Source organism: Bradyrhizobium sp. CCBAU 51753 (assembly GCF_015291565.1).
GTDB lineage: Bacteria > Pseudomonadota > Alphaproteobacteria > Rhizobiales > Xanthobacteraceae > Bradyrhizobium > Bradyrhizobium ivorense.
Window position 1 is genome coordinate 8,933,602 of record NZ_CP030037.1, and the last position, 21,896, is coordinate 8,955,497.

Annotated in this window: 23 protein-coding genes; 11 read left to right on the plus strand and 12 right to left on the minus strand. The window is 65.5% G+C overall.

Annotation, left to right across the window (positions count from 1 at the left end):
- Positions 1-71: 71 nt before the first annotated feature.
- Positions 72-1,166 (plus strand): citrate synthase/methylcitrate synthase, encoded by a 1,095-nt coding sequence (locus XH93_RS40970; protein WP_194471797.1) that lies wholly within the window; start codon positions 72-74, stop codon positions 1,164-1,166.
- A 269-nt stretch (positions 1,167-1,435) separates the two neighbouring features.
- On the opposite strand, the gene XH93_RS40975 is transcribed toward XH93_RS40970, so the two are convergent.
- Positions 1,436-2,077: a J domain-containing protein gene (locus XH93_RS40975; RefSeq protein ID WP_194471798.1), complete on the minus strand. Its 642-nt coding sequence runs from the start codon at positions 2,075-2,077 to the stop codon at positions 1,436-1,438.
- Positions 2,078-2,186: 109 nt separating this feature from the next.
- Between XH93_RS40975 and XH93_RS40980 the strand changes: the two genes are divergently transcribed.
- Together XH93_RS40980 and XH93_RS40985 are read left to right on the plus strand one after the other, a co-directional pair.
- Positions 2,187-2,462 carry a BolA family transcriptional regulator gene (locus tag XH93_RS40980; protein WP_139481819.1) on the plus strand — a complete coding sequence of 92 codons (276 nt, stop codon included), beginning with the start codon at positions 2,187-2,189 and terminating at the stop codon, positions 2,460-2,462.
- Positions 2,463-2,594: 132 nt separating this feature from the next.
- A complete protein-coding gene (locus XH93_RS40985; RefSeq protein ID WP_139481746.1) occupies positions 2,595-3,044 on the plus strand; it encodes a hypothetical protein in 450 nt (149 codons plus the stop codon).
- Positions 3,045-3,373: 329 nt separating this feature from the next.
- Here XH93_RS40985 and XH93_RS40990 read toward each other — a convergent pair whose 3' ends face one another.
- From XH93_RS40990 to XH93_RS41000, 3 genes are read right to left on the minus strand one after another with little or no spacing between them, the layout of a single operon-like run.
- On the minus strand, positions 3,374-4,684 hold the full coding sequence (locus XH93_RS40990) for an HlyC/CorC family transporter (protein ID WP_139481745.1): 1,311 nt from the start codon (positions 4,682-4,684) through the stop codon (positions 3,374-3,376).
- 16 nt (positions 4,685-4,700) lie between these two features.
- Positions 4,701-5,843, minus strand: a complete 1,143-nt coding sequence (gene aroB, locus XH93_RS40995) for a 3-dehydroquinate synthase (protein ID WP_194471799.1) — start codon at positions 5,841-5,843, stop codon at positions 4,701-4,703.
- Complete coding sequence (locus XH93_RS41000; RefSeq protein ID WP_194471800.1) at positions 5,840-6,472, minus strand: shikimate kinase; 633 nt, start codon at positions 6,470-6,472, stop codon at positions 5,840-5,842. Before XH93_RS41000 ends, aroB begins: the two co-directional genes overlap by 4 nt.
- A 144-nt stretch (positions 6,473-6,616) precedes the next feature.
- Here XH93_RS41000 and XH93_RS41005 point away from each other — a divergent pair, with 144 nt between their 5' ends.
- The 4 genes from XH93_RS41005 (at position 6,617) to XH93_RS41020 (ending at position 10,676) form a co-directional block, all read left to right on the plus strand.
- Positions 6,617-6,763, plus strand: coding sequence for a histidine kinase (locus XH93_RS41005; RefSeq protein ID WP_139481818.1), 147 nt, complete (start codon positions 6,617-6,619; stop codon positions 6,761-6,763).
- Positions 6,764-6,779: 16 nt separating this feature from the next.
- Positions 6,780-7,778 carry a site-specific tyrosine recombinase XerD gene (gene xerD / locus XH93_RS41010; protein WP_194471801.1) on the plus strand — a complete coding sequence of 333 codons (999 nt, stop codon included), beginning with the start codon at positions 6,780-6,782 and terminating at the stop codon, positions 7,776-7,778.
- A gap of 235 nt (positions 7,779-8,013) precedes the next feature.
- Positions 8,014-8,976: an acetyl-CoA carboxylase carboxyltransferase subunit alpha gene (locus tag XH93_RS41015; RefSeq protein WP_139481741.1), complete on the plus strand. Its 963-nt coding sequence runs from the start codon at positions 8,014-8,016 to the stop codon at positions 8,974-8,976.
- A gap of 230 nt (positions 8,977-9,206) precedes the next feature.
- Positions 9,207-10,676 carry a murein L,D-transpeptidase family protein gene (locus tag XH93_RS41020; RefSeq protein ID WP_194471802.1) on the plus strand — a complete coding sequence of 490 codons (1,470 nt, stop codon included), beginning with the start codon at positions 9,207-9,209 and terminating at the stop codon, positions 10,674-10,676.
- A 176-nt stretch (positions 10,677-10,852) separates the two neighbouring features.
- Here XH93_RS41020 and XH93_RS41025 read toward each other — a convergent pair whose 3' ends face one another.
- Entirely contained in the window at positions 10,853-11,929 is a 1,077-nt protein-coding gene (locus XH93_RS41025) for a flavodoxin family protein (RefSeq protein ID WP_194471803.1), read from the minus strand.
- 191 nt (positions 11,930-12,120) lie between these two features.
- Here XH93_RS41025 and XH93_RS41030 point away from each other — a divergent pair, with 191 nt between their 5' ends.
- The 3 genes from XH93_RS41030 to XH93_RS41040 are packed head-to-tail and all read left to right on the plus strand — an operon-like array spanning position 12,121 to position 13,510.
- Positions 12,121-12,741: a phosphatase PAP2 family protein gene (locus XH93_RS41030; RefSeq protein WP_194475536.1), complete on the plus strand. Its 621-nt coding sequence runs from the start codon at positions 12,121-12,123 to the stop codon at positions 12,739-12,741.
- The gene (locus tag XH93_RS41035; protein ID WP_139481738.1) at positions 12,738-13,085 is read left to right on the plus strand and encodes a DUF3147 family protein; all 348 of its coding nucleotides are present in this window, start codon (positions 12,738-12,740) and stop codon (positions 13,083-13,085) included. The genes XH93_RS41030 and XH93_RS41035 overlap by 4 nt, the downstream gene beginning before the upstream one ends.
- Positions 13,082-13,510 (plus strand): hypothetical protein, encoded by a 429-nt coding sequence (locus XH93_RS41040; protein ID WP_194471804.1) that lies wholly within the window; start codon positions 13,082-13,084, stop codon positions 13,508-13,510. The genes XH93_RS41035 and XH93_RS41040 overlap by 4 nt, the downstream gene beginning before the upstream one ends.
- A gap of 6 nt (positions 13,511-13,516) precedes the next feature.
- On the opposite strand, the gene XH93_RS41045 is transcribed toward XH93_RS41040, so the two are convergent.
- The 7 genes from XH93_RS41045 to XH93_RS41075 form a co-directional block, all read right to left on the minus strand.
- Entirely contained in the window at positions 13,517-14,218 is a 702-nt protein-coding gene (locus XH93_RS41045) for an ABC transporter ATP-binding protein (protein ID WP_194471805.1), read from the minus strand.
- Positions 14,211-14,945, minus strand: a complete 735-nt coding sequence (locus XH93_RS41050) for an ABC transporter ATP-binding protein (protein ID WP_194471806.1) — start codon at positions 14,943-14,945, stop codon at positions 14,211-14,213. The genes XH93_RS41045 and XH93_RS41050 overlap by 8 nt, the downstream gene beginning before the upstream one ends.
- Positions 14,945-16,024 carry a branched-chain amino acid ABC transporter permease gene (locus XH93_RS41055; protein ID WP_246799445.1) on the minus strand — a complete coding sequence of 360 codons (1,080 nt, stop codon included), beginning with the start codon at positions 16,022-16,024 and terminating at the stop codon, positions 14,945-14,947. The genes XH93_RS41050 and XH93_RS41055 overlap by 1 nt, the downstream gene beginning before the upstream one ends.
- A 32-nt stretch (positions 16,025-16,056) precedes the next feature.
- The gene (locus XH93_RS41060) at positions 16,057-17,277 is read right to left on the minus strand and encodes a substrate-binding protein (protein WP_194471808.1); all 1,221 of its coding nucleotides are present in this window, start codon (positions 17,275-17,277) and stop codon (positions 16,057-16,059) included.
- Positions 17,278-17,281: 4 nt separating this feature from the next.
- Positions 17,282-18,139 (minus strand): branched-chain amino acid ABC transporter permease, encoded by an 858-nt coding sequence (locus tag XH93_RS41065; protein ID WP_194471809.1) that lies wholly within the window; start codon positions 18,137-18,139, stop codon positions 17,282-17,284.
- 42 nt (positions 18,140-18,181) lie between these two features.
- Positions 18,182-19,696: an amidase gene (locus XH93_RS41070; RefSeq protein WP_139864902.1), complete on the minus strand. Its 1,515-nt coding sequence runs from the start codon at positions 19,694-19,696 to the stop codon at positions 18,182-18,184.
- A gap of 326 nt (positions 19,697-20,022) precedes the next feature.
- Entirely contained in the window at positions 20,023-21,207 is a 1,185-nt protein-coding gene (locus XH93_RS41075) for a substrate-binding domain-containing protein (protein ID WP_139864901.1), read from the minus strand.
- Between the two features lie 183 nt (positions 21,208-21,390).
- On the opposite strand from XH93_RS41075, the gene XH93_RS41080 reads away from it, so the two are divergent.
- Positions 21,391-21,834: a MarR family winged helix-turn-helix transcriptional regulator gene (locus tag XH93_RS41080; protein ID WP_139481729.1), complete on the plus strand. Its 444-nt coding sequence runs from the start codon at positions 21,391-21,393 to the stop codon at positions 21,832-21,834.
- The last annotated feature ends 62 nt before the right edge of the window (positions 21,835-21,896 follow it).

The window sequence follows — 21,896 nt, forward strand, 5'->3', positions numbered from 1 at the left end:
TTTATATAATCAAGATTGATCAAGACGTCGAGAGGCCTGACCTTGTCGGGCATGAAACAAGGAGATCGGCCATGACCATGCATCTCACCAAAAGCCAGATCGGCCTGGACGGCGTCCCCGCCGCCGAGACCGTGTTGAGCCATGTCGACGGCGAGCGCGGCGAACTGATCATCGCCGGCGAGCACGTCGCCAACCTCGCGGGCAAGTCGAGCTTTGAGGGCGTCACCGCGCGGTTGTGGAACAGCGCCAGCGGCAAGGCGCTGACCGAGGCCAATGTCCGCGCCAGCCTGGGCGCCGCCCGCGAACGCGCCTTCGCCCGCCTGCCCGACCTGCTGCCGGCCACCCGCGGCATGTCGATCGTGGACGGCTTTCGCGCCGCGATCGCGGGGCTGCGCGGCGAGAGCGGGCTGGAGCATGAGGCGGTGATTGTCGGCGCATTTCCTGTGATCGCGGGCGCCCTGGTGCAGCGCGCGAGGGGCAACGATCCGATCGCGCCCGACCCGAACGTCGGCCACGCCACCGACGCGCTGCGCATGCTGCTGGGGCGCAAGATCGAGCCGCGCGAAGCCACCGCGCTCGATACCTACCTCGTCACCGTCTGCGATCACGGCATGAATGCCTCGACCTTCACCACGCGGGTGATCGCCTCGACGCAGGCCGACCTGTTCGCGGCCATCACCGGCGGCTATTGCGCGCTGACCGGCCCGCTGCATGGCGGCGCGCCGGAGCCGGTGCTGGAGATGCTGGATGCGATCGGCACCCGCGAGCGCATCAAGCCCTGGGTCGACGACGCGCTGGCGCGCGGCGAGCGCCTGATGGGCTTCGGCCACCGGGTCTATCGCGTGCGCGACCCGCGCGCCGACGTGCTGAAGGCCGCGATCGAGCGGCTGGCGGCCGACGGCGCCGACCTGCCGTTTGCCGGCGAAGTCGAGGCCTATATCCGCGCAGCGCTGCGAAAGAAGAATCCGGAGCGGCCGCTCGAGACCAATGTCGAGTTCTTCACCGCGATCCTGCTCGACGCGCTGGAAATCCCGCGCCAGGCGTTCACGCCGATCTTCGCCGTCGCTCGCGCCGCCGGCTGGACTGCGCACGCCCTGGAGCACCGGCGCACCGGACGGCTGATCCGACCGAGCTCGTCCTATGTCGGGGCCATGCCGAAGGGCTGAAAAACCGTAGCCCGGATGAAGCGCAGCGAAATCCGGGAACGGCCTTGCCGCGGATACAGAGGCCCCGGATTACGCTGCGCTCCATCCGGGCTACAAGAGCTCTTCTCCTTCCCCCTGAAAGGGGGAAGGTCGGGATGGGGGTCAGCCACAGGCGATAGCGTCGGTGGAGAGACCAGATCCCCACCCGCTTTGCTCTGGCGAGCAAAGCGACCTCCCCTTTTCAAGGGAAGGTGCGAAACTACACAGCTTCGTGCAGGGACGACGGCGAGTTAGGCCTCGCGCACCACGGTCTTGAGATAATTATACGCCTTGATGATCTCGATCAGGCGATCCTCGGTGGAGCGGTCGCCGCCATTGGCGTCGGGGTGGTGCTGCTTGACCAGCGCCTTGTACTTCGACTTGACGTCTTCCAGCGTCGCGCCGGCGCCGAGCCCCATCACCTGCAGCGCCTTGCGCTCGGCGTTCATGACCTTGCGCGCTTCCGGCTTGGCCTGCTCCGCGCCACCCGGACCGGGGCGCCAGCGCCCGCGGCCGTTGAGCTCGGAGAACATGTGGAACGGATCGTGCGCGGCGTCGAAACCGGCCTCGTCCTTCTTGCCGCTGTTGGCGCCCATCTTCCAGGTCGGGCGATGGCCGGTCAGCGCGTCCTTCTGGTAGCGCGCGACGTCGTCCGGATTCATGCCCTGGAAGAAATTGTAGGACTGGTTGTACTCACGCACGTGGTCGAGGCAGAAGTGCCAGTACTCGCGCGAATTCTCACGGCCCTTCGGGGCGCGGTGCGCGCCCTTGTTCTGGCAACCCGCCCACTCACAGGCAAACGCCTGCTCGCCGGCCTGCGCCTGGCGCTTCGCACTCACCTTGGTCGGCTTGATGCGAATGGAGTCGAAGAATTTGGATGAATCGATCGGCATGCTGTCTTTGACTACGCAATGCACAAATCTTCAAGTCTTGACATTGCGCAGACCTCGTTTCCCGCTTGTACCATTGACGAAAAGCTACCGCGAACGTAATGCCGCCGCCATGAGCACCAAAGACGCTATCATAAACAAGTTGCGTGAAGCTTTCTTGCCGGAAAGCCTCGACGTGGTCGATGAATCGCATCTGCATGAGGGCCACGCCGGCCACAGGCCAGGCGGCGAGACACATTTTCGAGTATATATTGTGTCTCCGGCCTTCGAAGGGAAGAGCCGGATCGAACGCCATCGCATGATAAATGCGACGCTGGCGCAGGAACTCGCGGGCTCCGTGCACGCGCTGGCGATCCATAGCTACGCCCCGGGGGAAAAGCCGCGCTAGCGCGGGCTTGCCCCAAGACGCCGGGGCGGATTTCATCTATTGAGGATAGATACTTCCGGGCGATGGCCCTGCCCGATCTGCGCGCAGGCAAGCTTGACGATCGCATCGCCGCCGATTGATGAGGGGCCGTTGATGATCCCTTGCTGGCCACGCTTCCGGGCGATCGCAGCCGCCGCCGGCCTGCTCCTGCTCTGCGCGACACGGCCAGCCCCGGCGCTCGACATGCCGAGCCCGTTCGTTCAGGAAGTCTTGATCAAGAGCATTCTGGTCTCGCTCAACGACGCGGTGGCGTCCAATAATTTCACCGTGTTCCACGCCAAGATCTCAAAGCCGTTCCGCGACCAGTTTACGCCGGACAAGCTGAAGACGATTTTCAAGGACCTGGTCGACAAGCACGCGGTGTTCGATGCCATCGTCGCCAAGCCGATCATCCTCGACGAGGATGCCAAGATCGACGACAAGGGCGTGCTGCGGCTGAAGGGCCATTTCGACACCACGCCCAAGCAGGTGAAGTATCAGCTCGGCTTCTTCCCCTCCGACGGCGCCTGGAAGCTGTCGGGCATCTCGATCGATATCGAGTAGTCCCTCCAACGACTCTCAGACCCGTCATCCTGAGGCGCGAGCTCTTGCGAGCCTCGAAGGATGAATCGGCCACCAGCCGGGCCGTCGACCCTTCGAGGGCCGCTGAAGAAGCGGCCACCTCAGGGTGACAGTGTTGGTTTGCTCAGCTTGCTCGGTGTCATCACCCGGCTTGACCGGGTGATCCAGTATTCCAGAGACGCCGGTGATAGAAGCGAGAGGCCACGGCGTACTGGATCGCCCGGTCGAGCCGGGCGATGACAGCGGTGGGTGAGGACAAAGCTTCACACCCTCTCAGGGTGACGGTGATGGGTTGGCGCCGGCCAAGGCGACTAGAACGCCGTCCCCGCCCGCCTCGGCTTCTTCTCTTCGGACTCGGCGGCGTCGCGCGGGACGGCGACGATGCGCAGTGCGGTGATGCGGTTGCGCTCGCGGCGGAGCACACGGAAGCGGAAGCCGTGGAAGGTGAAGCTCTGGCCGCGCTCGGGGATCGAGCGCGCCTCGTGGATCACGAGGCCGGCGACCGTGGTGGCTTCCTCGTCCGGCAGGTGCCAGTCCATCGCGCGGTTGAGATCGCGGATCGGCACCGAGCCGTCGACCACCACCGAACCATCAGGCTGCGCGCGCACGCCGGCGACGACGACGTCGTGCTCGTCGGAAATGTCGCCGACGATCTCCTCCAGAATGTCCTCCAGCGTCACCATGCCTTCGACCTCGCCATACTCGTCGACCACGAGCGCGAAGTGGGTCTTGCGGCGGCGGAACGCCTTGAGCTGCTCGGACACCGGGCGCATCTCCGGCACGAACCACGGCGGCAGCGCGATCGCCGAGGCGTCGATCGACGACATGTCGCCTTCATTGGCGCGCATTGCGCGCAGCAGGTCCTTGGCGTGCAGCACGCCGACGATGTTCTCCGGCTTCTCCCGCCACAGCGGAATGCGGGTGTACTCGCTCGCCAGCACCTCGCGCACCAGCTCCTCGGGCGGCAGGTCGGCGTTGACCATGGTCATCTCGGTGCGGTGGACCATCACGTCGGAAACCTGCAGCTCGCGCAGGTCGAGCAAGCCGCCGAGCATGTCGCGGTCCTGCTTCTCGACCTTGCCTTCGTGATGCAACAGATCGACCGCGCCGCGCAGACGCTCGGTCGGCGACAGCACCGCCTGGTGCGCGCCGACCTTGATGCCGAGCAGCTTCATCAGCGCCAGCACGATGGTCTCGATGATGGCGAGCAGCGGCCCCAGCACGAAGATCGTCAGCCGCATCGGCCGCGCGACCAGGAGCGAGATGCGGTCGGGCGCGTTGATCGCGATGGTCTTGGGCAGCACCTCCGCGAACACCACGACCATCACGGTCATCACGGCGGTGGCGTAGAGCACGCCGACATCGCCGAACCAGGCGGTGAACACGCCGGTCGCCAGCGCCGAGGCACCGATGTTGGCGATGTTGTTGCCGAGCAGCAGCGCGCCGATCATACGCTCGCGCATGTTGATCAGCTTCGAGACGACGCTGGCATCGCCGTTACCCTGCTTCGACAGCCGCAGCATGCTGGCGCGCGAGGCGCCGGTCAGCGCGGTCTCGCTCGCCGCGAAAAACGCCGAGATGAACAAACAGACCAGCACGATCGAGAAGGTGAACCAGCCCACTGACTTGATCCGTGGTTTAGGCCTTCAACTTGGCTTGCAGAAAGTCGCGCACCAGCTGTGGCTCGACATTGTTTGATATCACGGCGCGGCCGACGGCTTCGAGCAGGATGAAGGTGAGCTTGCCGCGCTTGACCTTCTTGTCCTGCGCCATCAGCGCCAGCAGCGCATCGGCGTCCGCAAGCCCCTCCTGGGTGAAGCCCGCGATGTCCTGCAGCCGCGTCGGCAATCCGACCGCGGATAGATGCCGCGCGATGCGCGCCGCATCGTCAGGCGAGATCATGCCGAGCTGCGCGGAGAATTCCGCCGCGAGCACCATGCCGACCGAGACGCCCTCACCATGGAACAGGCGGTCGGAGAAGCCGGTGGCGGCCTCCAGCGCGTGGCCGAAGGTGTGGCCGAGATTGAGCAGTGCCCGCTCGCCGGTCTCGCGCTCGTCGCGGGAGACCACGCCCGCCTTGGCGCGGCAGGAGGTGGCGATCGCGTGCTCGCGCCCACTGCCGCCCGAGAAGATATCGGCGTGATTTTTTTCCAGCCAGGCGAAGAATGCTTCATCGCCGAGGATGCCGTATTTCGCGACCTCGGCGTAACCGGCGCGGAACTGGCGCTGCGACAGCGTGTCGAGCACCGAGGTGTCGGCGATGACCAGCACCGGCTGGTGGAACGCACCGATCAAATTTTTGCCCTGCGGCGAGTTGATACCAGTCTTGCCGCCGACGGAGGAGTCGACCTGCGCCAGCAGCGAGGTCGGCACCTGCACGAAATCGACGCCGCGGCGCAGGATCGCGGCCGCAAACCCGGCGAGATCGCCGACCACGCCGCCGCCGAGCGCGATCACCAGATCGTTGCGCTCGATCTTCGCCGCGATCAGCGCCTCGCTGACCTCAGTCAACGTCGCGTAGCTCTTCGAGCCTTCGCCTTCCTCGACGACGATGCGCGCGGTCGGAACGCCGGCGGCGGCGAGCGAGGCCTCGGCCGGCTCCAGCCAGTGTTTTGCGACGGTGCGATCGGTGATGATGGCGGTGCGCACGCCGGGCCGCAGCGCCGCGACACGTTCGCCCAGCGAGGCCAGCACATCGCGGCCGATGACGATGTCATAGGCGCGGTCGCCGAGCGCGACATCGACGGTCACGGATGCGGAGTGCTTCAGGGGCGCGGTCATGAGGTCGTGTTGATTCCATCAGTTGGAGGCTCGGCGGCCGTCTGCGCGCCGCACAGATGCGCGTGCAGGGCCTCGAGACACTCGTCGACGATGCGATCGTGCGGCACGTCGCGCGAGGCAATCGTCAGGTCGGCATTCTGGTAGACCGGTTCGCGCTCGCTGAGCAGGCGGTTGACGGTCGCCTCGGGATCGGCGGTCTGCAGCAGCGGGCGATCGGCGCGGCGGCGCACCCGCCGCATGATGATATCGGTATCGGCCTTGAGCCAGATCGAGACCGCGTGCGCCCGGATCCGGTTGCGGGTCTCCTCGCGCATGAAGGCGCCGCCGCCGGTCGCCAGCACGATCGGGCCGCTGTCGAGGATGCGGGCGATCACCCGCGCCTCGCCGTCGCGAAAATACGGCTCGCCATGGGTCTCGAAAATCTCCGGGATCGACATCCCCGCCGCCGCCTCGATCTCGGTGTCGGCATCGGTGAAGGGCAGTTTTAAGCGCGCCGCGACCCTCCGGCCGATGGTCGATTTGCCGGCGCCCATCATCCCGACCAGCACGATCGACCGCGACCCCAGCGCGGCCGCGATGTCGGCCTCGAGGGTCGGATGGGTCGGTGCCGGGACGGCTGCGTCGGACATCAAAAAGCTCAGGTTACGGGACGATTTGCCGGAATTCGAGCCACCTATACTACCCCCGGCGATACCGTTACCAGCGACTCTTGCAACGGCGCGGGGAACATGTTGGATGATTCCATTGGTTATTTTGCCCTCCGAGCCGCGTCCATGCCCAGCCTGTTCCGCTTCCTGACGGTCGTCGCCGTGATTTTCGGGATCGGCTACGGCATTCTGTTCGCGCTGGCCAATTTCGTGACCCCAAAGCCGCGGGAAATGTCGGTGACCATCCCACCGGATAAGTTCCTCAAGAAATAGCCGCTATGGTTCCGGCATGCCCGCTGCCGCCAAAACCTCCGCCAAGACCTCCGCCAAGACGTCCGCGAAGACCTCCGACGCCAAACTGACCGCGCTGTTCCTCGACATGCTCGCCGCGGAACAGGGCGCCGGCGCCAACACGCTCGACGCCTACCGGCGCGACCTCACCGACTTCTCCGACTACCTCGCCCGGTCCGGCGCCAGTTTTACCGGCGCCGACACCGAGGCGCTGCGCGGCTATCTCGCCGACCTCGACACGCGCGGTTTCAAGTCCTCCAGCGTGGCGCGGCGGCTGTCGGCGATGCGCCATCTCTACCGCTTCCTGCTCAACGAGCGGATCCGCGACGACGATCCGGCCGCGATCCTGTCCGGCCCGAAGCGCGGCCGCGGCCTGCCGAAAGTGCTGTCGATCGCCGACGTCGACCGCATGCTGGCGCGGGCCAAGGAGCTGACCCAGACCGACGCCTCGCCGGCGCAGCGCTTGCGCGCGCTGCGGCTGTACTGCCTGCTCGAGGTGCTCTACGCCACCGGCCTGCGCGTCTCCGAACTGGTGTCGCTGCCGCTCTCAGCGGCACGGCGCGACGCGCGGATGATCGTGGTGCGCGGCAAGGGCAACAAGGAGCGGCTGGTGCCGCTCAACGACGCTTCGCGCCAGGCGATGGCGGATTACCTCGCGGCGATGGCCGTGATGCAGTCGGATGCCAAGAAGAAAGCCGCGCCGTCGAAATGGCTGTTTCCCTCGTTCGGCGAGAGCGGCCATCTGACCCGGCAGCACTTTGCCCGCGACCTCAAGGAGCTTGCGAGCGCCTCCGGCCTCGCGCCGCGCCTCGTCTCCCCGCACGTGCTGCGCCACGCCTTCGCCAGTCACCTGCTGCACAACGGCGCCGACCTGCGCATCGTGCAGACCCTGCTCGGCCATACCGACATCTCGACCACCCAGATCTACACCCATGTGGTCGAGGAGCGGCTGAAGAGCCTGGTCCGCGACCTGCATCCGCTGGCCGAGAAGGCGTAGGGTATCCACGTTTCGCAGCCCGGATGAAGCGCAGTGCAATCCGGGCTACACGGCCGCCGGCTACGGCGACGAGCCGCCTTGACTTCCGCGCCGTCTCCGCAGAAAGAGCGTGGCCTGCTCGCGATGAAGCGTGCGTTCGCGCCGAACGCGCGTTAACCAATTGAAGTATCAAAACTTCTCTACCCGACGCCAAAACCGCTTCGCCCCGCGCTCCCTTCCTCCCTATATTGACGTGATGCCCGAACCGATGCGCAGCTATCTCGACTTCGAAAAACCCGTCGCCGAGCTTGAATCCAAGATCGACGAGTTGCGGGCGCTTGCCGCTTCGGGCAGCGACATCGGCGACGAGGTCGCGCGGATCGAGGACAAGGCGGCGCAGGCGCTGACCGAGCTCTATGCCAATCTGACGCCGTGGCAGAAGACGCTGGTGGCGCGACATCCGCAGCGGCCGCATTTCACTGACTTCATCACCGGGCTGATGACCGAATTCACCCCGATGGCCGGCGACCGCAAATTCGCCGACGACGAGGCCCTGATCGGCGGCTTTGGCCGCTTCCGCGGCGAGAGCATCTGCGTGGTCGGCCAGGAGAAGGGCGCCACCACCGACAGCCGTATCAAGCACAATTTTGGCATGGCGCGGCCGGAAGGGTACCGCAAGGCGGTGCGGCTGATGGAAATGGCCGACCGCTTCGGCATCCCGGTGCTGTCGATCGTCGATTCGGCCGGCGCCTATCCCGGCATCGGCGCCGAGGAGCGCGGCCAGGCCGAGGCGATCGCGCGCTCGACCGACGCCTGCCTGTCGCTCGGCGTACCCAATGTCGCGATCGTCACCGGCGAGGGCATGTCCGGCGGCGCCATCGCCATCACCACCGCCAACCGGGTGCTGATGCTGGAGCATGCAATCTACAGCGTGATCTCGCCGGAGGCGGCGTCCTCGATCCTGTGGCGCGACGGCACCAAGGCGCAGGAAGCCGCCAACAGCATGAAGATCACCGCCCAGGACATGCTGCGCTTCGGCGTCATCGACCAGATCATCAAGGAGCCCGCCGGGGGCGCCCACCGCGACGCGGCGGCGATGATCGCGACCACCGGCGATGCGATCGCCCAGGCCTTCAACGACCTACGAAATCTTGATCCGGACGCGATTCGCAAACAGCGCCGCCAGAAATTCCTCGACATCGGCCGCAAGCTCGGCTGATCTGGCCAAAACGCCCGATTTTTCGTCCAAATCGGGCAATTTGGCCTCAATTGGGCCCCGAGACCGGTCTTTAACGTTCCTTGAACCATGCCTGCTACCGTGAGGGCGCGTCGGCCCTGTTCGAGTTGCGGGCCGGGGGTGTCGAAGGCTAATATTTTAGACAATGGCTTCAGGGCATGTTCGCCGTGTTGGGGTCGCGAACAATCGCCCGGTGGGTGTGGAGCTCGGACTTGATTCATCGCACGCTCGTACGCGCGCTTCTCGCTTCCGCGGCTCTGGCCGCGAGCGTGCTGCTCGCCGGTTGTGACAGCGACCAGATCTCGCTCGCACAGAACGCCAAGGCCAACCAGCCGGTGCCGCCGAAGCTGATCGCCGCCATGGCCGAAAAGGACATGGACCTGCAGTCGCCGATGCTGGTGCGGCTGTTCAAGCAGGAGGCCGAGCTTGAGGTCTGGAAGCAGGACCGCTCCGGCCGCATGGCGCTGCTGAAGACCTATCCGATCTGCCGCTGGTCGGGCGATCTCGGCCCGAAGATCCGGGAAGGCGACCGCCAGGCACCCGAGGGGTTCTATTCGATCAACCCGAGCCAGATGAACCCGCAGTCGGCCTATTACCTGTCGTTCAACACCGGCTATCCCAACGCCTTCGACAAGGCGCTCGGCCGCACCGGTTCGCAGCTGATGGTGCATGGCGACTGCTCGTCCCGCGGCTGCTACGCGATGACCGACGAGCAGATCGCGGAAATCTATTCGCTCGGCCGCGAGTCCTTCTTCGGCGGCCAGAAGGCGTTCCAGCTGCAGGCCTATCCGTTCCGGATGACCCCGGTGAACATGGCCAAGCACCGCAACAATCCGAACATGCCTTTCTGGAAGATGATCAAGGAAGGCTATGATCATTTCGAGGTGACGAGGCAGGAGCCGAAGGTCGACTTCTGCGAGAAGAAGTACGTGTTCGACGCGGCCAAGCCGCCGAACGCGACCCGCGATCCGGTGTTCGAGGCGTCCGCGAAGTGCCCGGCCTATGTGGTCCCCGAGGAGATCGCGAGCGCCGTGCGCGAGAAGGAGCAGAAGGACGCCGCCGAGGTGGCCAAGCTGATCTCCAAGGGCACGCCGATGGCGCGGATGAATACCGGCGTCGACGGCGGCATGAACGCGATCTTCGCCTCCAAGATTCCGGAAGGAAATACCGGCCTCTCCGAGGGCGGCGACAGCCAGAACTTGCAGTCGCTGGCGCTGGCCCGCGCCCCCGGCACCATCCCCGGCACGGTCAATCCGCCGAAGCCGGTCTTGGCGGCGGTCCCGCAGCCTGAGGAGCCGCCGGCGGTGGCGACGACCTCCTCGACCCGCGTCGCCTCGGCGGCGCCGGCCGAGAAGTCCGAAGGCTTCTTCTCGAGCTTCGCCCGCAAGGTCGGCCTCGGCGGCAGCGCCGCTGCCGACGCAACCCCGGCCGCTGCCCCCGCCCCGAAGGCCGCCGCCGCGGCACCGGCCAAGCCCAAGGTCGCCGAAGCCAAGCCGCAATCGGTGGTTCGCGTCGCCCCGAAGGTCGAGCCGAAGCAGGCCGCCAAGCCGGCGCTGAAGCCCTCCCTCACCGACACCGCCTCAGCTGCGCCGGCCCCGGCCGCCGCGAACAGCCAGCTCGCCGGCGCCGCCCCGGTGGTGCAGTCGAACTCGTTCGACAATCGCTTCTCGGCGATGAAGTAGGGCGCGACGGCCGCGCCTTTCCGCGCAACCGTGGCGGCGGGCCAATATACCCGTTGTCCAATCTGCTCGAGCGCCCTGCGAGGAAGTTGGACGGGGGACGGCTACATTCCGTGGCTTTCGAATACTTTCCTGCAACGTGAGCTCAAGCTGCGCTTCGTTCCTTGGGAGGGACCCGACTACTTCGGCTGCGGGTCCTTGAGCCCTTTTCCAGGGTCTTCTAGAGACCCCGCGCACGCAAGCTTGACGGCGGCACCAAGGGCCTGAGCGACATTCAACACCTGGTGCCGGAAGGCTTCGTCTGCGTCGAAGTCCCGATGCGATGTCGCGTAGGGCTTCATGTAGCCGATGTAGCCATCCGCCTCCGCCATGCCGCCGGCCGATATCAGCTCCATATCGGTCAGCCAGTCCGCAAGAAGGCGGCGGCACGTCTCTGCGCCAATGCTGTCACCGTGGACCACGATCCCAAAATGCCGGCCTCCCAAATGCTTGGGATACGGCCAGCCCTTGAGCTCGAGCTCCTTGGCCTGCGTCGCAGACTTGCCGTGCGTTGAAGTTGGATCGGGATTTCCACCATCCGCGCAGACCAGCCGATCGATCATCGCCTTGAGTCCGGTCGGCGCTTGATACCAGTTGACAGGCGTGATGATCATGACGCCGTGCGCACGCACCCAGAGCGGATAGATCTCGTTCATCCAGTCATCGGTTTGCCCGAGCGCATAGTTTGGGTAGCAGCTGCAGGGCCAGTGGCAGAGCGCCATCGATGTGGATACGCATGACTTGCAAGGATGGATCACTTTGCCGAACTCGGACGTCAGCCGCGACAGATCGAGAATGTCGACCGCAAGGCCGATCTCGCGAAAGCGGGACTCGGCGATCTCGACCATGCGCCAGCTCTTCGACATCTCGCCTGGACAGGTATGCTCGCTGCGCGAGGAGCCGTTGATCAGCAGGATATGCCGCTGTTCGTTTCGGGCGTCGTGGCGGCGCTGCGCCTCGTGGATGGCATCGCGTGCGGAAAGCCAATCGACCGCAACGTCGTAGTCGGGATCCGCAAAACCCGGCCCGGCCTTGCGCGTAACCGGCGCCTTGCGCGAATGACTATAGGCGTCCCACGCTCCAGCGATGATCGTCGCAAGTTCCTTCTGCATGGATTGAAAGACCGGATCGGCAAACCGGTTGCGGTAACGCTTCTCAAACTCGTCGCGCGAAAGCTTGACGGGCGGCATCCCTTTGCGAACGTCCGGCTCCGTCATTGAGAACTCTCCTTGAAATGCCACCAATTGCCCGCGCGCGCCAGGATTGACGCGCTGCATCCGCAACGCGCGTGGGATCGACCTGGGCGAAAAATTAAAGAGGGTCGAGCTGCATTTTGTTCCACCGGTGGCCAGCCAATTGGACCCACGCCGCTTTCTGCGCGTTGGAATGGACCTTGGTTCTGAAGATCATGCGCAATCCAGCCGGAATTCGAGCACGCAGACACGCGTCGACCTTCCCAATCACCGTTCGCCCGACCACGACGGATGCCACGATCGCGCGCGCGATCGCCCGCCACACCGCGCCGGTCCCGGAAGAAATTGCTCGCGGAGTGACATGGGGCGCCGACGAGAAGGTGCTGCTTGTTCTCGCCGCAGCCGGCTGGCTCGCCTCACGCGGACGCAGCGCCTCGCTGCAGTGCGCCGGCAACCACGCGCTGCTCGTGACGGTCGCGGCGACGCTCCTGCCACACGGCCTGAAAATACTGTTCAACCAGACCCGCCCAGACCGCCTGACCGTCGTGGGACACGTCCACGGAATCTCGATTTCGGGCAAGCGTGACGATGCGTTCCCATCCGGCCATGCACTGCACATGGGGGCGCTGGCATCAGCGGCTGCGACGCTGCCGGGGAACGCCCGCCGCGCTATCCAGGCGCTTGCCGTCGGCCTCTCGCTGACGCGCGTTGCGATCCTCGCGCATTGGGCAAGCGACGTCGTGGCGGGATTCGCGCTTGGAGTGGTCCTCGAGCGGCTCCTGCGCGTGTGGACCGGCTATCCGGCCAGGGATACGCCACGGAGCAAAGCTCCATGACCGAATACGTCGTCCGCTTCCTGCTCGGCGGGGTCGTCGTATCATTGTTCGCGGTGCTGGGCGACGTTCTGCGTCCCAAGAGCTTCGCCGGCCTTCTCGGGGCTGCGCCCTCCGTTGCGCTCGCGACGCTCGGCATCGCAGTGTACCAGCACGGAGCCGACTATGCCGGCCTGCAAAGCCGCGCGATGATCGCGGGCGCGCTTGCACTCGCCGTCTACAGCTTCGTCGTCTGCCAACTGCTCATTCGCGCACGGTTGCGCGCGATCCCTGCAACATTGCTGTCGCTTGTCGTCTGGCTGGTGACCGTCTTCGGTCTGTTGACCATCACTGGAGCGCAGGCATGACGCCGATCCGCTTCTCGACCTCCTCGCTCAGGAAAGGCCGCTGGTACGAGTATCTGATCCGCTTCGCGCTTGGCGGCGGTGCAACAGTCTTCACCGGCGTGATCAGCAGCTACTGCGGCGCGTATATCGGAGGTGCCTTTCTCGCGCTTCCAGCCATCTTCTGCGCCAGCGCGACCCTGATCGAGAAGCATGAAATCCGCCGCAAGCGCGACGCAGGCATGGATGGCGAGCGGCGCGGGCAGCAAGCGGCCGCGCTCGATGCCGCAGGCGCAGCGCTCGGAGCGTTCGGGATGCTGGCTTTTGCGCTTGCCTTCGCGCTGACGGTGGACCGCAGCGTCTCGGCGGCGTTCGTCGCCGCGTCGCTGGCCTGGATCACCTGCTCGGTAACCGCCTGGTATCTGCGACGCAGGATGCGTTTGGCCTAGCGCCACCTACGGCGCGAGATACCGCAGCAGCTCCGGATCGCTCCGCACCTTGCCCGCCTCGCCCTGCAGCGCGACGCGGCCGCGGTCGAGGACGTAGGCGTAGTCGGCGACGCGGAGTGCGAGGTCGAGGTGCTGCTCGACGATGACGACGGCGATTTGCTTCGCGAGCTCAATCAAGCGCTCGGTGATCTCCTCGATGACGCCGATCCAGACGCCCTCGGTCGGCTCATCCAGCAACAACAGTTTCGGATTGCCGAGCATGGCGCGGCCGATCGCTAGCATCTTGCGTTCGCCGCCGGACAGCGTGCCGGCCGGCTGATCGAGGCGTTGGCCGAGCTTTGGGAAGATCGCCAGCACGCGGTCGACGGCACTGGCATCCCTGTTGAACAGCGAGCCGACCGCGAGGTTGTCGCGCACCGAGAGGCGGGCGAACACCGAATGCTCCTGGGGCACATAGCCGATGCCGGAGCGGACGCGCTGCTCGGTGCGGCTACGGGTGATGTCGCGGCCGTCGAAGGTCAATTCGCCCTCGGTGCTGGCGAGCTCGCCGACGATGGTCTTCATCAGCGTGGTCTTGCCGGCGCCGTTGCGGCCGAGCACCGCGACGCCGCCGCGCCAGGGAATGCCGATATTGACGTCGAACAGCACCTGGCTGCGGCCATAGCCGGCCGCGAGATGTTTGATGTCGAGGAAGGACTGGTCAGGCACGGCGCAGATAGATCTCCTGGACGCTCTTGTTGCTCTGGATCTCCGCCACCGTGCCCGACGCCAGCACCTTGCCCTGGTCGAGCACGGTGAGGCGGTCGCAGATGTCGCGGATGAAATCGAGATCGTGCTCGACGATGACCAGCGAGCAATGCTGCTTGATCGGCTGCAGCAATTCGCCGGTGACGCGGCGCTCCTCCAGGCTCATGCCGCCGGTCGGCTCGTCCAGCAGCAGCAGCCGCGGCTTGCCGGCCAGCGCCATCGCGATCTCCAGCCATTGCTGCTGGCCGTGCGACAGGGTCGCGGCGGCATCGTGGGCGCGATCGGCGAGGCGGAACTGGGTCAGCATCGTCATCACCTGCTCGTGCAGGGCACGGCGGGTGCGCGAGAACACCAGGTCGATCAGCGAGCACTGCGCCTGCAGCGCCAGCAAAATGTTGTCGTACAGCGTCAGCGTCGGCAGCACCGAGGTGATCTGGAATTTCAGGCTCATGCCGGCGCGGGCGCGCTCGGTCGGCGTGAACGCGGTGATGTCGGTGTTGATGAAGGAGACCTTGCCCGTGGTCGGCACCTCGGCGCCGGCGACGCATTTCATCAGCGTGCTCTTGCCGGAGCCGTTGGGGCCGATCAGGCCGTGAAACTCGTTCTCGCCGACGGTGAGCGCGGCGCCGTCGAGCGCGGTGAGCTTGCCGAACACCTTGCTGACACCGGTGGCCTCGAGGAGCGGCATTAGCGGCCCTCCTTCGGCGCTTTGCCGAACGTGCCGACCCGCTCGCGCTCGCCGAGCACGAAGGAGATCAGCCCGAGCGGGCGGAACATGATGACGAGCAACAGCAGCACGCCGAGGATGATCGGCCAGATATCGCGATAATTGTCCGACAGCCAGAAGCTGACGCCCTCGATGATAACGGTGCCGATCACGGCGCCGATCAGCGTGCCGGAGCCGCCGAACAACACATAGAGCACGACCTGGGTCGAGAACACGACGCCCAGCATGTTGGGCCAGACGAAGCCCTCGTGGAACGCGTAGAGGCTGCCGGCAAGGCCGGCGATGGTGCCGCCGATCGCGAACACGATCGCCTTCAGGTGTTGCGCCTTGTAGCCGAAGAAGGCGATGCGCTGCTCGTTCTCGCGCAAGCCCGCCAGTGCGAGGCCGAATTGCGAGCGCACCAGGAAGCGGCACAGCAGATAGACGACAACGAGGATGCCGAGCGCCATGTAGTAGTAGACCGGCCCCTCCGAGATATCGATCGAGCCGAGCGACAGCGGCGGGATCGACGGGATGCCGTTCTGGCCGCCGAGATAGTACCAGCCGCGCGCCAGGCGATCGGCCGCATAGGAGCCGGTGAGTGTGCCGAGCGAGACGAAGATCACGCTCGACGGGTAGCGCCCGAGCAGCAGGAAGCCGCCGAGCAGCAGCGCCGCGGTGAGCCCGATCAGCGTGCCGGCGGGGAGGATCAGGAAGATCGAGGTGACGTTGAGGTCGCGCGCCAGGAGCGCGACGCCGTAGCCGGCGGCGCCGAAGAACAGCGCCTGGCCAAAGCTCATGATGCCGGCATAGCCCCACACCAGATCGAACGAGATCGCGAACAGCGCGAGGATCACCACGCGGGTGGCGAACACGGTAAGGTAATCCTGCAGCACGAATGGCAGGACCAGTGCGATCAACAGCACCAGCCCTTCCACGATCGGCAGCACGTTCCATCCCGGCACGGGCCGTCGCGCAGGAACCGCGGCTGGCGCCGTTTCACCAGTCACCACATCCGGTCCCTCGCTGACCTCGGCGAGGGCCTCCCTTGCTCCACCCATCACGCGCTCAGCATTCCTGTTAGCCTTCCGTTTTAGCATTCCTTGGGATCGACCAGGCCGTTGCTGCGCGCCACGACCTCATAGGTCCCGGCCTTGGCGACGGCGGTGTACATGTTCATCTTGCAGTGCCGCTTGCCCGGCACCATCTCGGCCGGTCCACCCGGACCTTCCGCGATCTTGGCATGATCGAGCGCGGCCGCCACCGCATCGCGATCGACCTTGCCGGCCTCCTTGACCGCCGCTTCCCACAGCTTGAGGCCACGATAGGTGCCGGTCGCGGCACTGCCGGCGGCGAACAGGAAGTTGCCGGGAAAATCCTTCTCATAGGCCGCCTGGATTTTGGCGCTGACCGGATCGTCCTTGGTCAGCACCTTGAAATAGTCGAGGCAGCTTGCCAGGCCCTCGATCTCGTTGGCCTGATTGATGTTGAGGGTGTTCTCGTCATAGTAGACGCAGGCGAGCCGCCCGCCGCTCTTCAGGAACCCGGCTTCATAGAGCTGCTTGAAGAACGGACCGACGCCGGGCGGGATCACGGTGTTGAAGACCACGTCGACCTTGTTGGAGACGATGCGGTTGACGGTGGCGGAGAAATCGACCTGGTCGAGGGGGTAGTATTCCTCGAACACCACCTCGCCGCCGTTGGATTCGATCACCTTGCGGGCGTAGACGTTGAGGGTGTGCGGCCAAACATAGTTGGCGCTCGGCAGCGCGAACTTCTTGCCGCCGTTCTTGATCAGCCAGGGAATGAACTCGTCGCATTGCTGCGCCGGCGTCGGGCCAGTGCAGAACAGATAGGGCGTGCACTCCTTGCCCTCGTAGAGCTGCGGATAGATGTAGAGCGTCTTGCCGCGCGCCACGATCGGATCCTTGATCGCGTTGCGCATCGACGAGGTGATGCCGCCCAGCACCATGTCGACCTTGTCGCGCTGGATCAGCTTGCGGACGTTGCCGACCGCGACCGATTCGTTCGACGCAGTGTCCTCGACATAAAGCTCGAGCGGCCGGCCGAGCAGGCCGCCGCCGGCGTTGATCTCCTTGATCACCATTTTTGCGACATTGGCGTCGGCGTTGCCGGCATAGGCGATCGGGCCCGTCAGGTCGGTGGCGATGCCGACCTTGATCGGGCCCTCGGCGGCGTTGGCCCAATCGGGCCGGACCACCCAGCTGCCGACGCCGGTGGCGAGCGCACCGGTGGCGAAGGCAAAATTGCTCATGAAGCGGCGGCGGGTGAGATTGTTGCGTTCAAATGACATGTGACTAAACCCCTTTTCCAGCGATGAGGCCCTGCGGCCGGAATTTGATGAAGGCAATGGCGAGTACGAACACCAGCACGTCGGCGACGACCGGCGACATGATCCATGGCAGCGCGGCGCTGAGCGTGCCGATCACAGCGGCGCCGGCGACCGGCCCGATGAAGGAGCCGACCCCGCCGACCATCACGGCGACAAAGCCCTGGATCAGGAAGCGGATGCCGAGATCGGCGAACAGGCTGAACACCGGCACGATCAGCGCGCCGGCAAGCCCGGCCAGCGCCGCGCCGAACGCAAAGGTGGCGCCGTAGATCAACGGCGTCGAGATCCCGGAGGCGCGCGCCAGCGCCGGGTTCTCCAGCGTGGCGCGCACGCGCAAGCCAAAGCTGGTGCGCGACAGCAGGAGATAGCAGGCGGCCATCACCAATAGCGTGATCACGATGATGGTGAAGCGCCAGGCCGAGATGTGAATCGAGCCGAGGTCGATCGAGCCGCCGATCGGCTCCGGCACCGTGAGATAGAAGCCGCCGATCAGCCCGCGCACGCTCTCGCGGATGATCAGGCCGAGCGCATAGGTGCCGAGCATGGCGACGATCGGCGCGGCGTAGAAGCGGCGGATGATCAGCGCCTCCAGCACGAAGCCGAGCGCGCCGACCACGAACGGCGCGGCGACCATGCCGGCCCAGATCGGCGCGCCGTGGGCGGACGCCAGATAGGTGACGTAGGCACCGAGCAGGACGAACTCACCCTGCGCGAAGTTGAAGATGCCCATCATGCTGGCGATGATGCCGAGCCCGAGCACGACCAAGACGATGATCGCGCCAAAGCTCACGATCTCGAACGCCGCGGCGAAGCTAGTGGCCATGGCGTTCGATTCCTGCGGCTGACAACAACGGCAAGGAGCGCCTCACATCTTCTTCCAGTCGCCGGCCTGCTCGAAGGCATGCGCGGCGCGGTAGATGGTCTTTTCCTCGAACATCCGGCCGACCAGCATCAGCCCGACCGGCAGGCCGTCGACCATGCCGCAGGGCAGCGACATCGCCGGGTGATGGGTGATGTCGAACGGCGCGGTGTTGCCGATCATCTCCAGCGCCCGGGCGACATACTCTTCGCGGCTGGCATTGGGCTCCGGCAGCTTTGTCGCCTTCATCGGCGTGGTCGGCATCAGCAAGAGATCGTAATCCTTGAAGGCCTTGTCATAGGCCGCGGTCAGGCGGCGGGAGATGTTGAGCGCCTTGCCGTAGAAGCGCGGACCAAAGTTGTTGTTGATGTAGGTGCCGAGCATCATGAACAGTTTTGTGGTCTCGGACAGCGAGTCCGCCTGGCGGCGCCAGCCGCGATGGAAATCCATCAGCGAGGTCGAGTAGAGGTCGCCGCGGCTGAGGCCGTAGCCGTCCCCGAACATCATGGTCTGGGTCAGGCCTTCGGTGCCGATCGGGGTCCAGATCGCGCCGCCGGCCAGATGCATCGGGATCGACACCGTATCGATCGAGGCGCCGAGATCCTTGAAGCGCTTTGCGGCCTCGCGCACGCTCTCGTTCACCGCGGCCTCGGCGGTCGGCTGCTCAAAGCCCTCCTTGACGATGCCGATCTTCATGCCCTTGACGCCGGCGCCCAGCGCCTTGGTGTAGTCCTCGACCTTGGGCGCCTTGATGCGCGGATCGTAGCCGTCATCGCCGGCGAGCACTTCCAAGAGCAGCGCGTTGTCTTCCACCGTCGCCGTCATCGGGCCGGTGTGATCGACATAGATCTCGATCGGCATGATGCCGGTGTAGGGCACGAGGCCCCAAGTCGGCTTCATGCCGTAGGTGCCGCAGAACGAGGACGGCATGCGGATCGAGCCGCCCTGGTCGCCGCCGATCGCCATATCGACCTCACCGAGCGCGACCACGACGCCGGAGCCCGACGACGAGCCGCCGGCCGAATAGCCCATCTTGTGCGGATTGTGCACCGGGCCGTAGGAGCCGGTGTGGCTGCCGCCGGACAGGCAGAAGTGCTCGCAGTGAGTCTTGCCGACGATTTCGGCGCCGGCGTCGAGCATGCGGGTGACGATGGTGGCGTCGAAGTCGGGAATGTAGCCTTCCAGCGTCGAGGAGCCGTTGGTCATGGGCACGCCGGCCAGCATGATGTTGTCCTTCAGCGCCACCGTCTTGCCCTTGAGCTTGCCGGAACTTGCGCCCTTCACCGTCGCCTTGCGGTACCAGGCGTTGTGCTTGTTCTCCTCCGGCGCCGGCCGGGTGCCCGGCGTGCGCGGATATTTCACCTCGGGCAGTTCATCCGGCATCTGGGCGACGAGGTTGTAGGCCTCGATCGAGCCCTGCATCAGGCCGCGGAACGAGGCGACATCCTCTTCGGTCAGCGACAGGCCGCACTGTTCGGCGACGGCACGCAATTGCGATGGGGTGGGAAGGGAGACGGTCACGGGGCTCTCCTGGATTTTTGTTGTCCCTGGGCGCAGCGCCGCCGCCCGTTCTTGCATCGCGGGCCGTCGGCGTGATGCGGTATTGAAAACGGAAATATTTTCCTTTTCAAGTATTATTTCGAACGACAGCGTATGCGCGGCTTCGACACGGCGAGATCAGGTCAGCCCGTCTCACCGAGCCGAAGCTGCGCTCCCTCTCCCGCTTGCGGGGGAGGGTCGGGGTGGGGTGGCTCCGCAAGCGAGAACCTCACTGTGGAGAGAGCCCCCGCCACATTGCATCTTCGATGCAATGCGACCTCCCCCGCAAGCGGGAGAGGTAAGAAACGTCAGATCGGCTTGATCAGCCGGAAATCGAGACCGTCGGCTTCGGCGAGATACATCGACATCCGGGCGCGGCCGTCGCGCACGGTGACCGGGCCGCGCGCCCCGGTGTAGACCACGTTGCGCGCGGCCGCGATCAAGGGCTCCATCGCCAGCGTGCCGGCCTTGTTGGCCGCGGCCTCGAGCAGCCGCAGCCCCTCGTAGCTCGACTGGCCGAGCGAGCCGACCGGTGGCGCGTTCGGGCCGAACATCGCGCGATAGCGGATCTGAAAATCGTCGTTGGCCTGCGAGCCGATGCCGGGGAAATAGCCGGAAGCACAGAACAGGTTCTCGGAATTGTCGGCGCCGATGCCGAGCAGCACGGTCTCGTCCATCGCACCGCCGAGCCGCAGCGTGGTCGCGGCGAGCCCGCACTCGCCGAACGCCCGGTTGAAGGTAATGCTGTCGGTACCGATCAGCGAGATCAGCACCACATCGGGCTTGGCCGCACGGATGCGCGCCAGATGCGGCTCGTGCTCGTCCTCGCCGAGCGGGACGAATTCCTCACCGACCACCTGCCCGCCGGTCTCCGCGATGTAGCGCTTCACTGCGCGATGCGACTGCCACGGCCAGACATAGTCGCTGCCGATCAGGTACCAGCGCGACGCCTTCCTGACGTCGGCCAGCCAGTGGATCGAGGGCCGGCTCTGCCAGCGCGGCGTCTCGCCGATCGCGACCACGCCCGGGGTCTGCTCGCCGCCCTCATAGACCGAGGTATAGATGTAGGGGATGCGATTGCGGGTGATCACCTTGCGCAGCGCCAGCCGGACCGCGCTGGTGTGCAATCCGATGACGAGGTCGAGGTCGTCGCAGGCCATCGCCTGCTCGGCGCGCTGCACCACCTCCTCGGGTGGCCCGCCGGCGTCGTAGATCGACAGCTCGATCTCGCGTCCGAGGATGCCGCCGCGCCGGTTGATCTCAGCAACCGCAAGCTCGGCGCTGTTGGTGGCGCAGGGGCCCCAGACGCCCGGCGATCCGCTGCAGCAGATGAAGCCGCCGATCCGGAGCTTGCTATTGGCGCCACGCCGCCTGGCGAAGGCGTGATCGTCGGGTGACCATGTGCGGTCGGCTGCCGGCCACGACAGATTGCGCAACAGTGACGGCGGCAGCACAGGCTCGCCGCGGGCCGGAAAACTTACCGTCGAGCGCACGCCAACTCCCTGTCTGGCACCAGGCCCAAAAGAGGCACATTCGGCGGGCGGCCGCGGCATCCGCCCTTTTGTTGGGCAATGATCCTATTTTGAGAATATTGAATATTCAAGGATTGGCGTGCATATAGATGCAGCAGAGATTGCCAGTCATTCGCTCATTTGGACCAATACGAAGCGCACACCGTGGCCAAACCGCCGAAAGAAAACTCCCCGATCACCGAACACCTCGCCTACCTGCTCGCGCAAGCCAACCGGGAGATCAACCGGCAGTTGGAAATGCGCCTCAGCAAGGAGGGCGTGCCGGTCGAGCAGTGGCGCATCCTAAAGGTGCTGTCCGACGGCAACGGCCACTCGATGGGCGAGCTCGCCGATGCCGTGCTGCTCAACCATCCGACCTTGACCAAGATGATCGACCGCATGGTCTCGGACACGCTGGTCTATCGCGTGCAGGACCCGAAGGACCGCCGCAAGGTCCTGATGTACGTCTCCGACCGCGGCAAGGCGCTGTCGCGGCGGCTGAACTCGCTGGCGGTGAGCCAGGAGGAGCACATCGTCGAGAGCTATGGCGACAAATCGACCAATGAGCTGAAGCGCCTCTTGGAAAGCCTGATCGGCAGCGCCAACTGACGCCCGGCCTGCCCGGGCGCGCCCGGCATCGCACCAGCGGAAAAAACCGCGGCAGGGATATG

What these genes read in the sequence shown, in the direction of transcription:
- XH93_RS40970 (WP_194471797.1), top strand. Translation starts at nt 72, where the DNA reads ATGACCATGCATCTCACCAAAAGCCAGATCGGCCTGGACGGCGTCCCC.
- XH93_RS40975 (WP_194471798.1), bottom strand. Translation starts at nt 2,077, where the DNA reads ATGCCGATCGATTCATCCAAATTCTTCGACTCCATTCGCATCAAGCCG.
- XH93_RS40980 (WP_139481819.1), top strand. Translation starts at nt 2,187, where the DNA reads ATGAGCACCAAAGACGCTATCATAAACAAGTTGCGTGAAGCTTTCTTG.
- XH93_RS40985 (WP_139481746.1), top strand. Translation starts at nt 2,595, where the DNA reads ATGATCCCTTGCTGGCCACGCTTCCGGGCGATCGCAGCCGCCGCCGGC.
- aroB (WP_194471799.1), bottom strand. Translation starts at nt 5,843, where the DNA reads ATGACCGCGCCCCTGAAGCACTCCGCATCCGTGACCGTCGATGTCGCG.
- XH93_RS41000 (WP_194471800.1), bottom strand. Translation starts at nt 6,472, where the DNA reads ATGTCCGACGCAGCCGTCCCGGCACCGACCCATCCGACCCTCGAGGCC.
- XH93_RS41005 (WP_139481818.1), top strand. Translation starts at nt 6,617, where the DNA reads ATGCCCAGCCTGTTCCGCTTCCTGACGGTCGTCGCCGTGATTTTCGGG.
- xerD (WP_194471801.1), top strand. Translation starts at nt 6,780, where the DNA reads ATGCCCGCTGCCGCCAAAACCTCCGCCAAGACCTCCGCCAAGACGTCC.
- XH93_RS41015 (WP_139481741.1), top strand. Translation starts at nt 8,014, where the DNA reads ATGCCCGAACCGATGCGCAGCTATCTCGACTTCGAAAAACCCGTCGCC.
- XH93_RS41025 (WP_194471803.1), bottom strand. Translation starts at nt 11,929, where the DNA reads ATGACGGAGCCGGACGTTCGCAAAGGGATGCCGCCCGTCAAGCTTTCG.
- XH93_RS41030 (WP_194475536.1), top strand. Translation starts at nt 12,121, where the DNA reads ATGCGCAATCCAGCCGGAATTCGAGCACGCAGACACGCGTCGACCTTC.
- XH93_RS41035 (WP_139481738.1), top strand. Translation starts at nt 12,738, where the DNA reads ATGACCGAATACGTCGTCCGCTTCCTGCTCGGCGGGGTCGTCGTATCA.
- XH93_RS41040 (WP_194471804.1), top strand. Translation starts at nt 13,082, where the DNA reads ATGACGCCGATCCGCTTCTCGACCTCCTCGCTCAGGAAAGGCCGCTGG.
- XH93_RS41050 (WP_194471806.1), bottom strand. Translation starts at nt 14,945, where the DNA reads ATGCCGCTCCTCGAGGCCACCGGTGTCAGCAAGGTGTTCGGCAAGCTC.
- XH93_RS41055 (WP_246799445.1), bottom strand. Translation starts at nt 16,024, where the DNA reads ATGGGTGGAGCAAGGGAGGCCCTCGCCGAGGTCAGCGAGGGACCGGAT.
- XH93_RS41060 (WP_194471808.1), bottom strand. Translation starts at nt 17,277, where the DNA reads ATGTCATTTGAACGCAACAATCTCACCCGCCGCCGCTTCATGAGCAAT.
- XH93_RS41065 (WP_194471809.1), bottom strand. Translation starts at nt 18,139, where the DNA reads ATGGCCACTAGCTTCGCCGCGGCGTTCGAGATCGTGAGCTTTGGCGCG.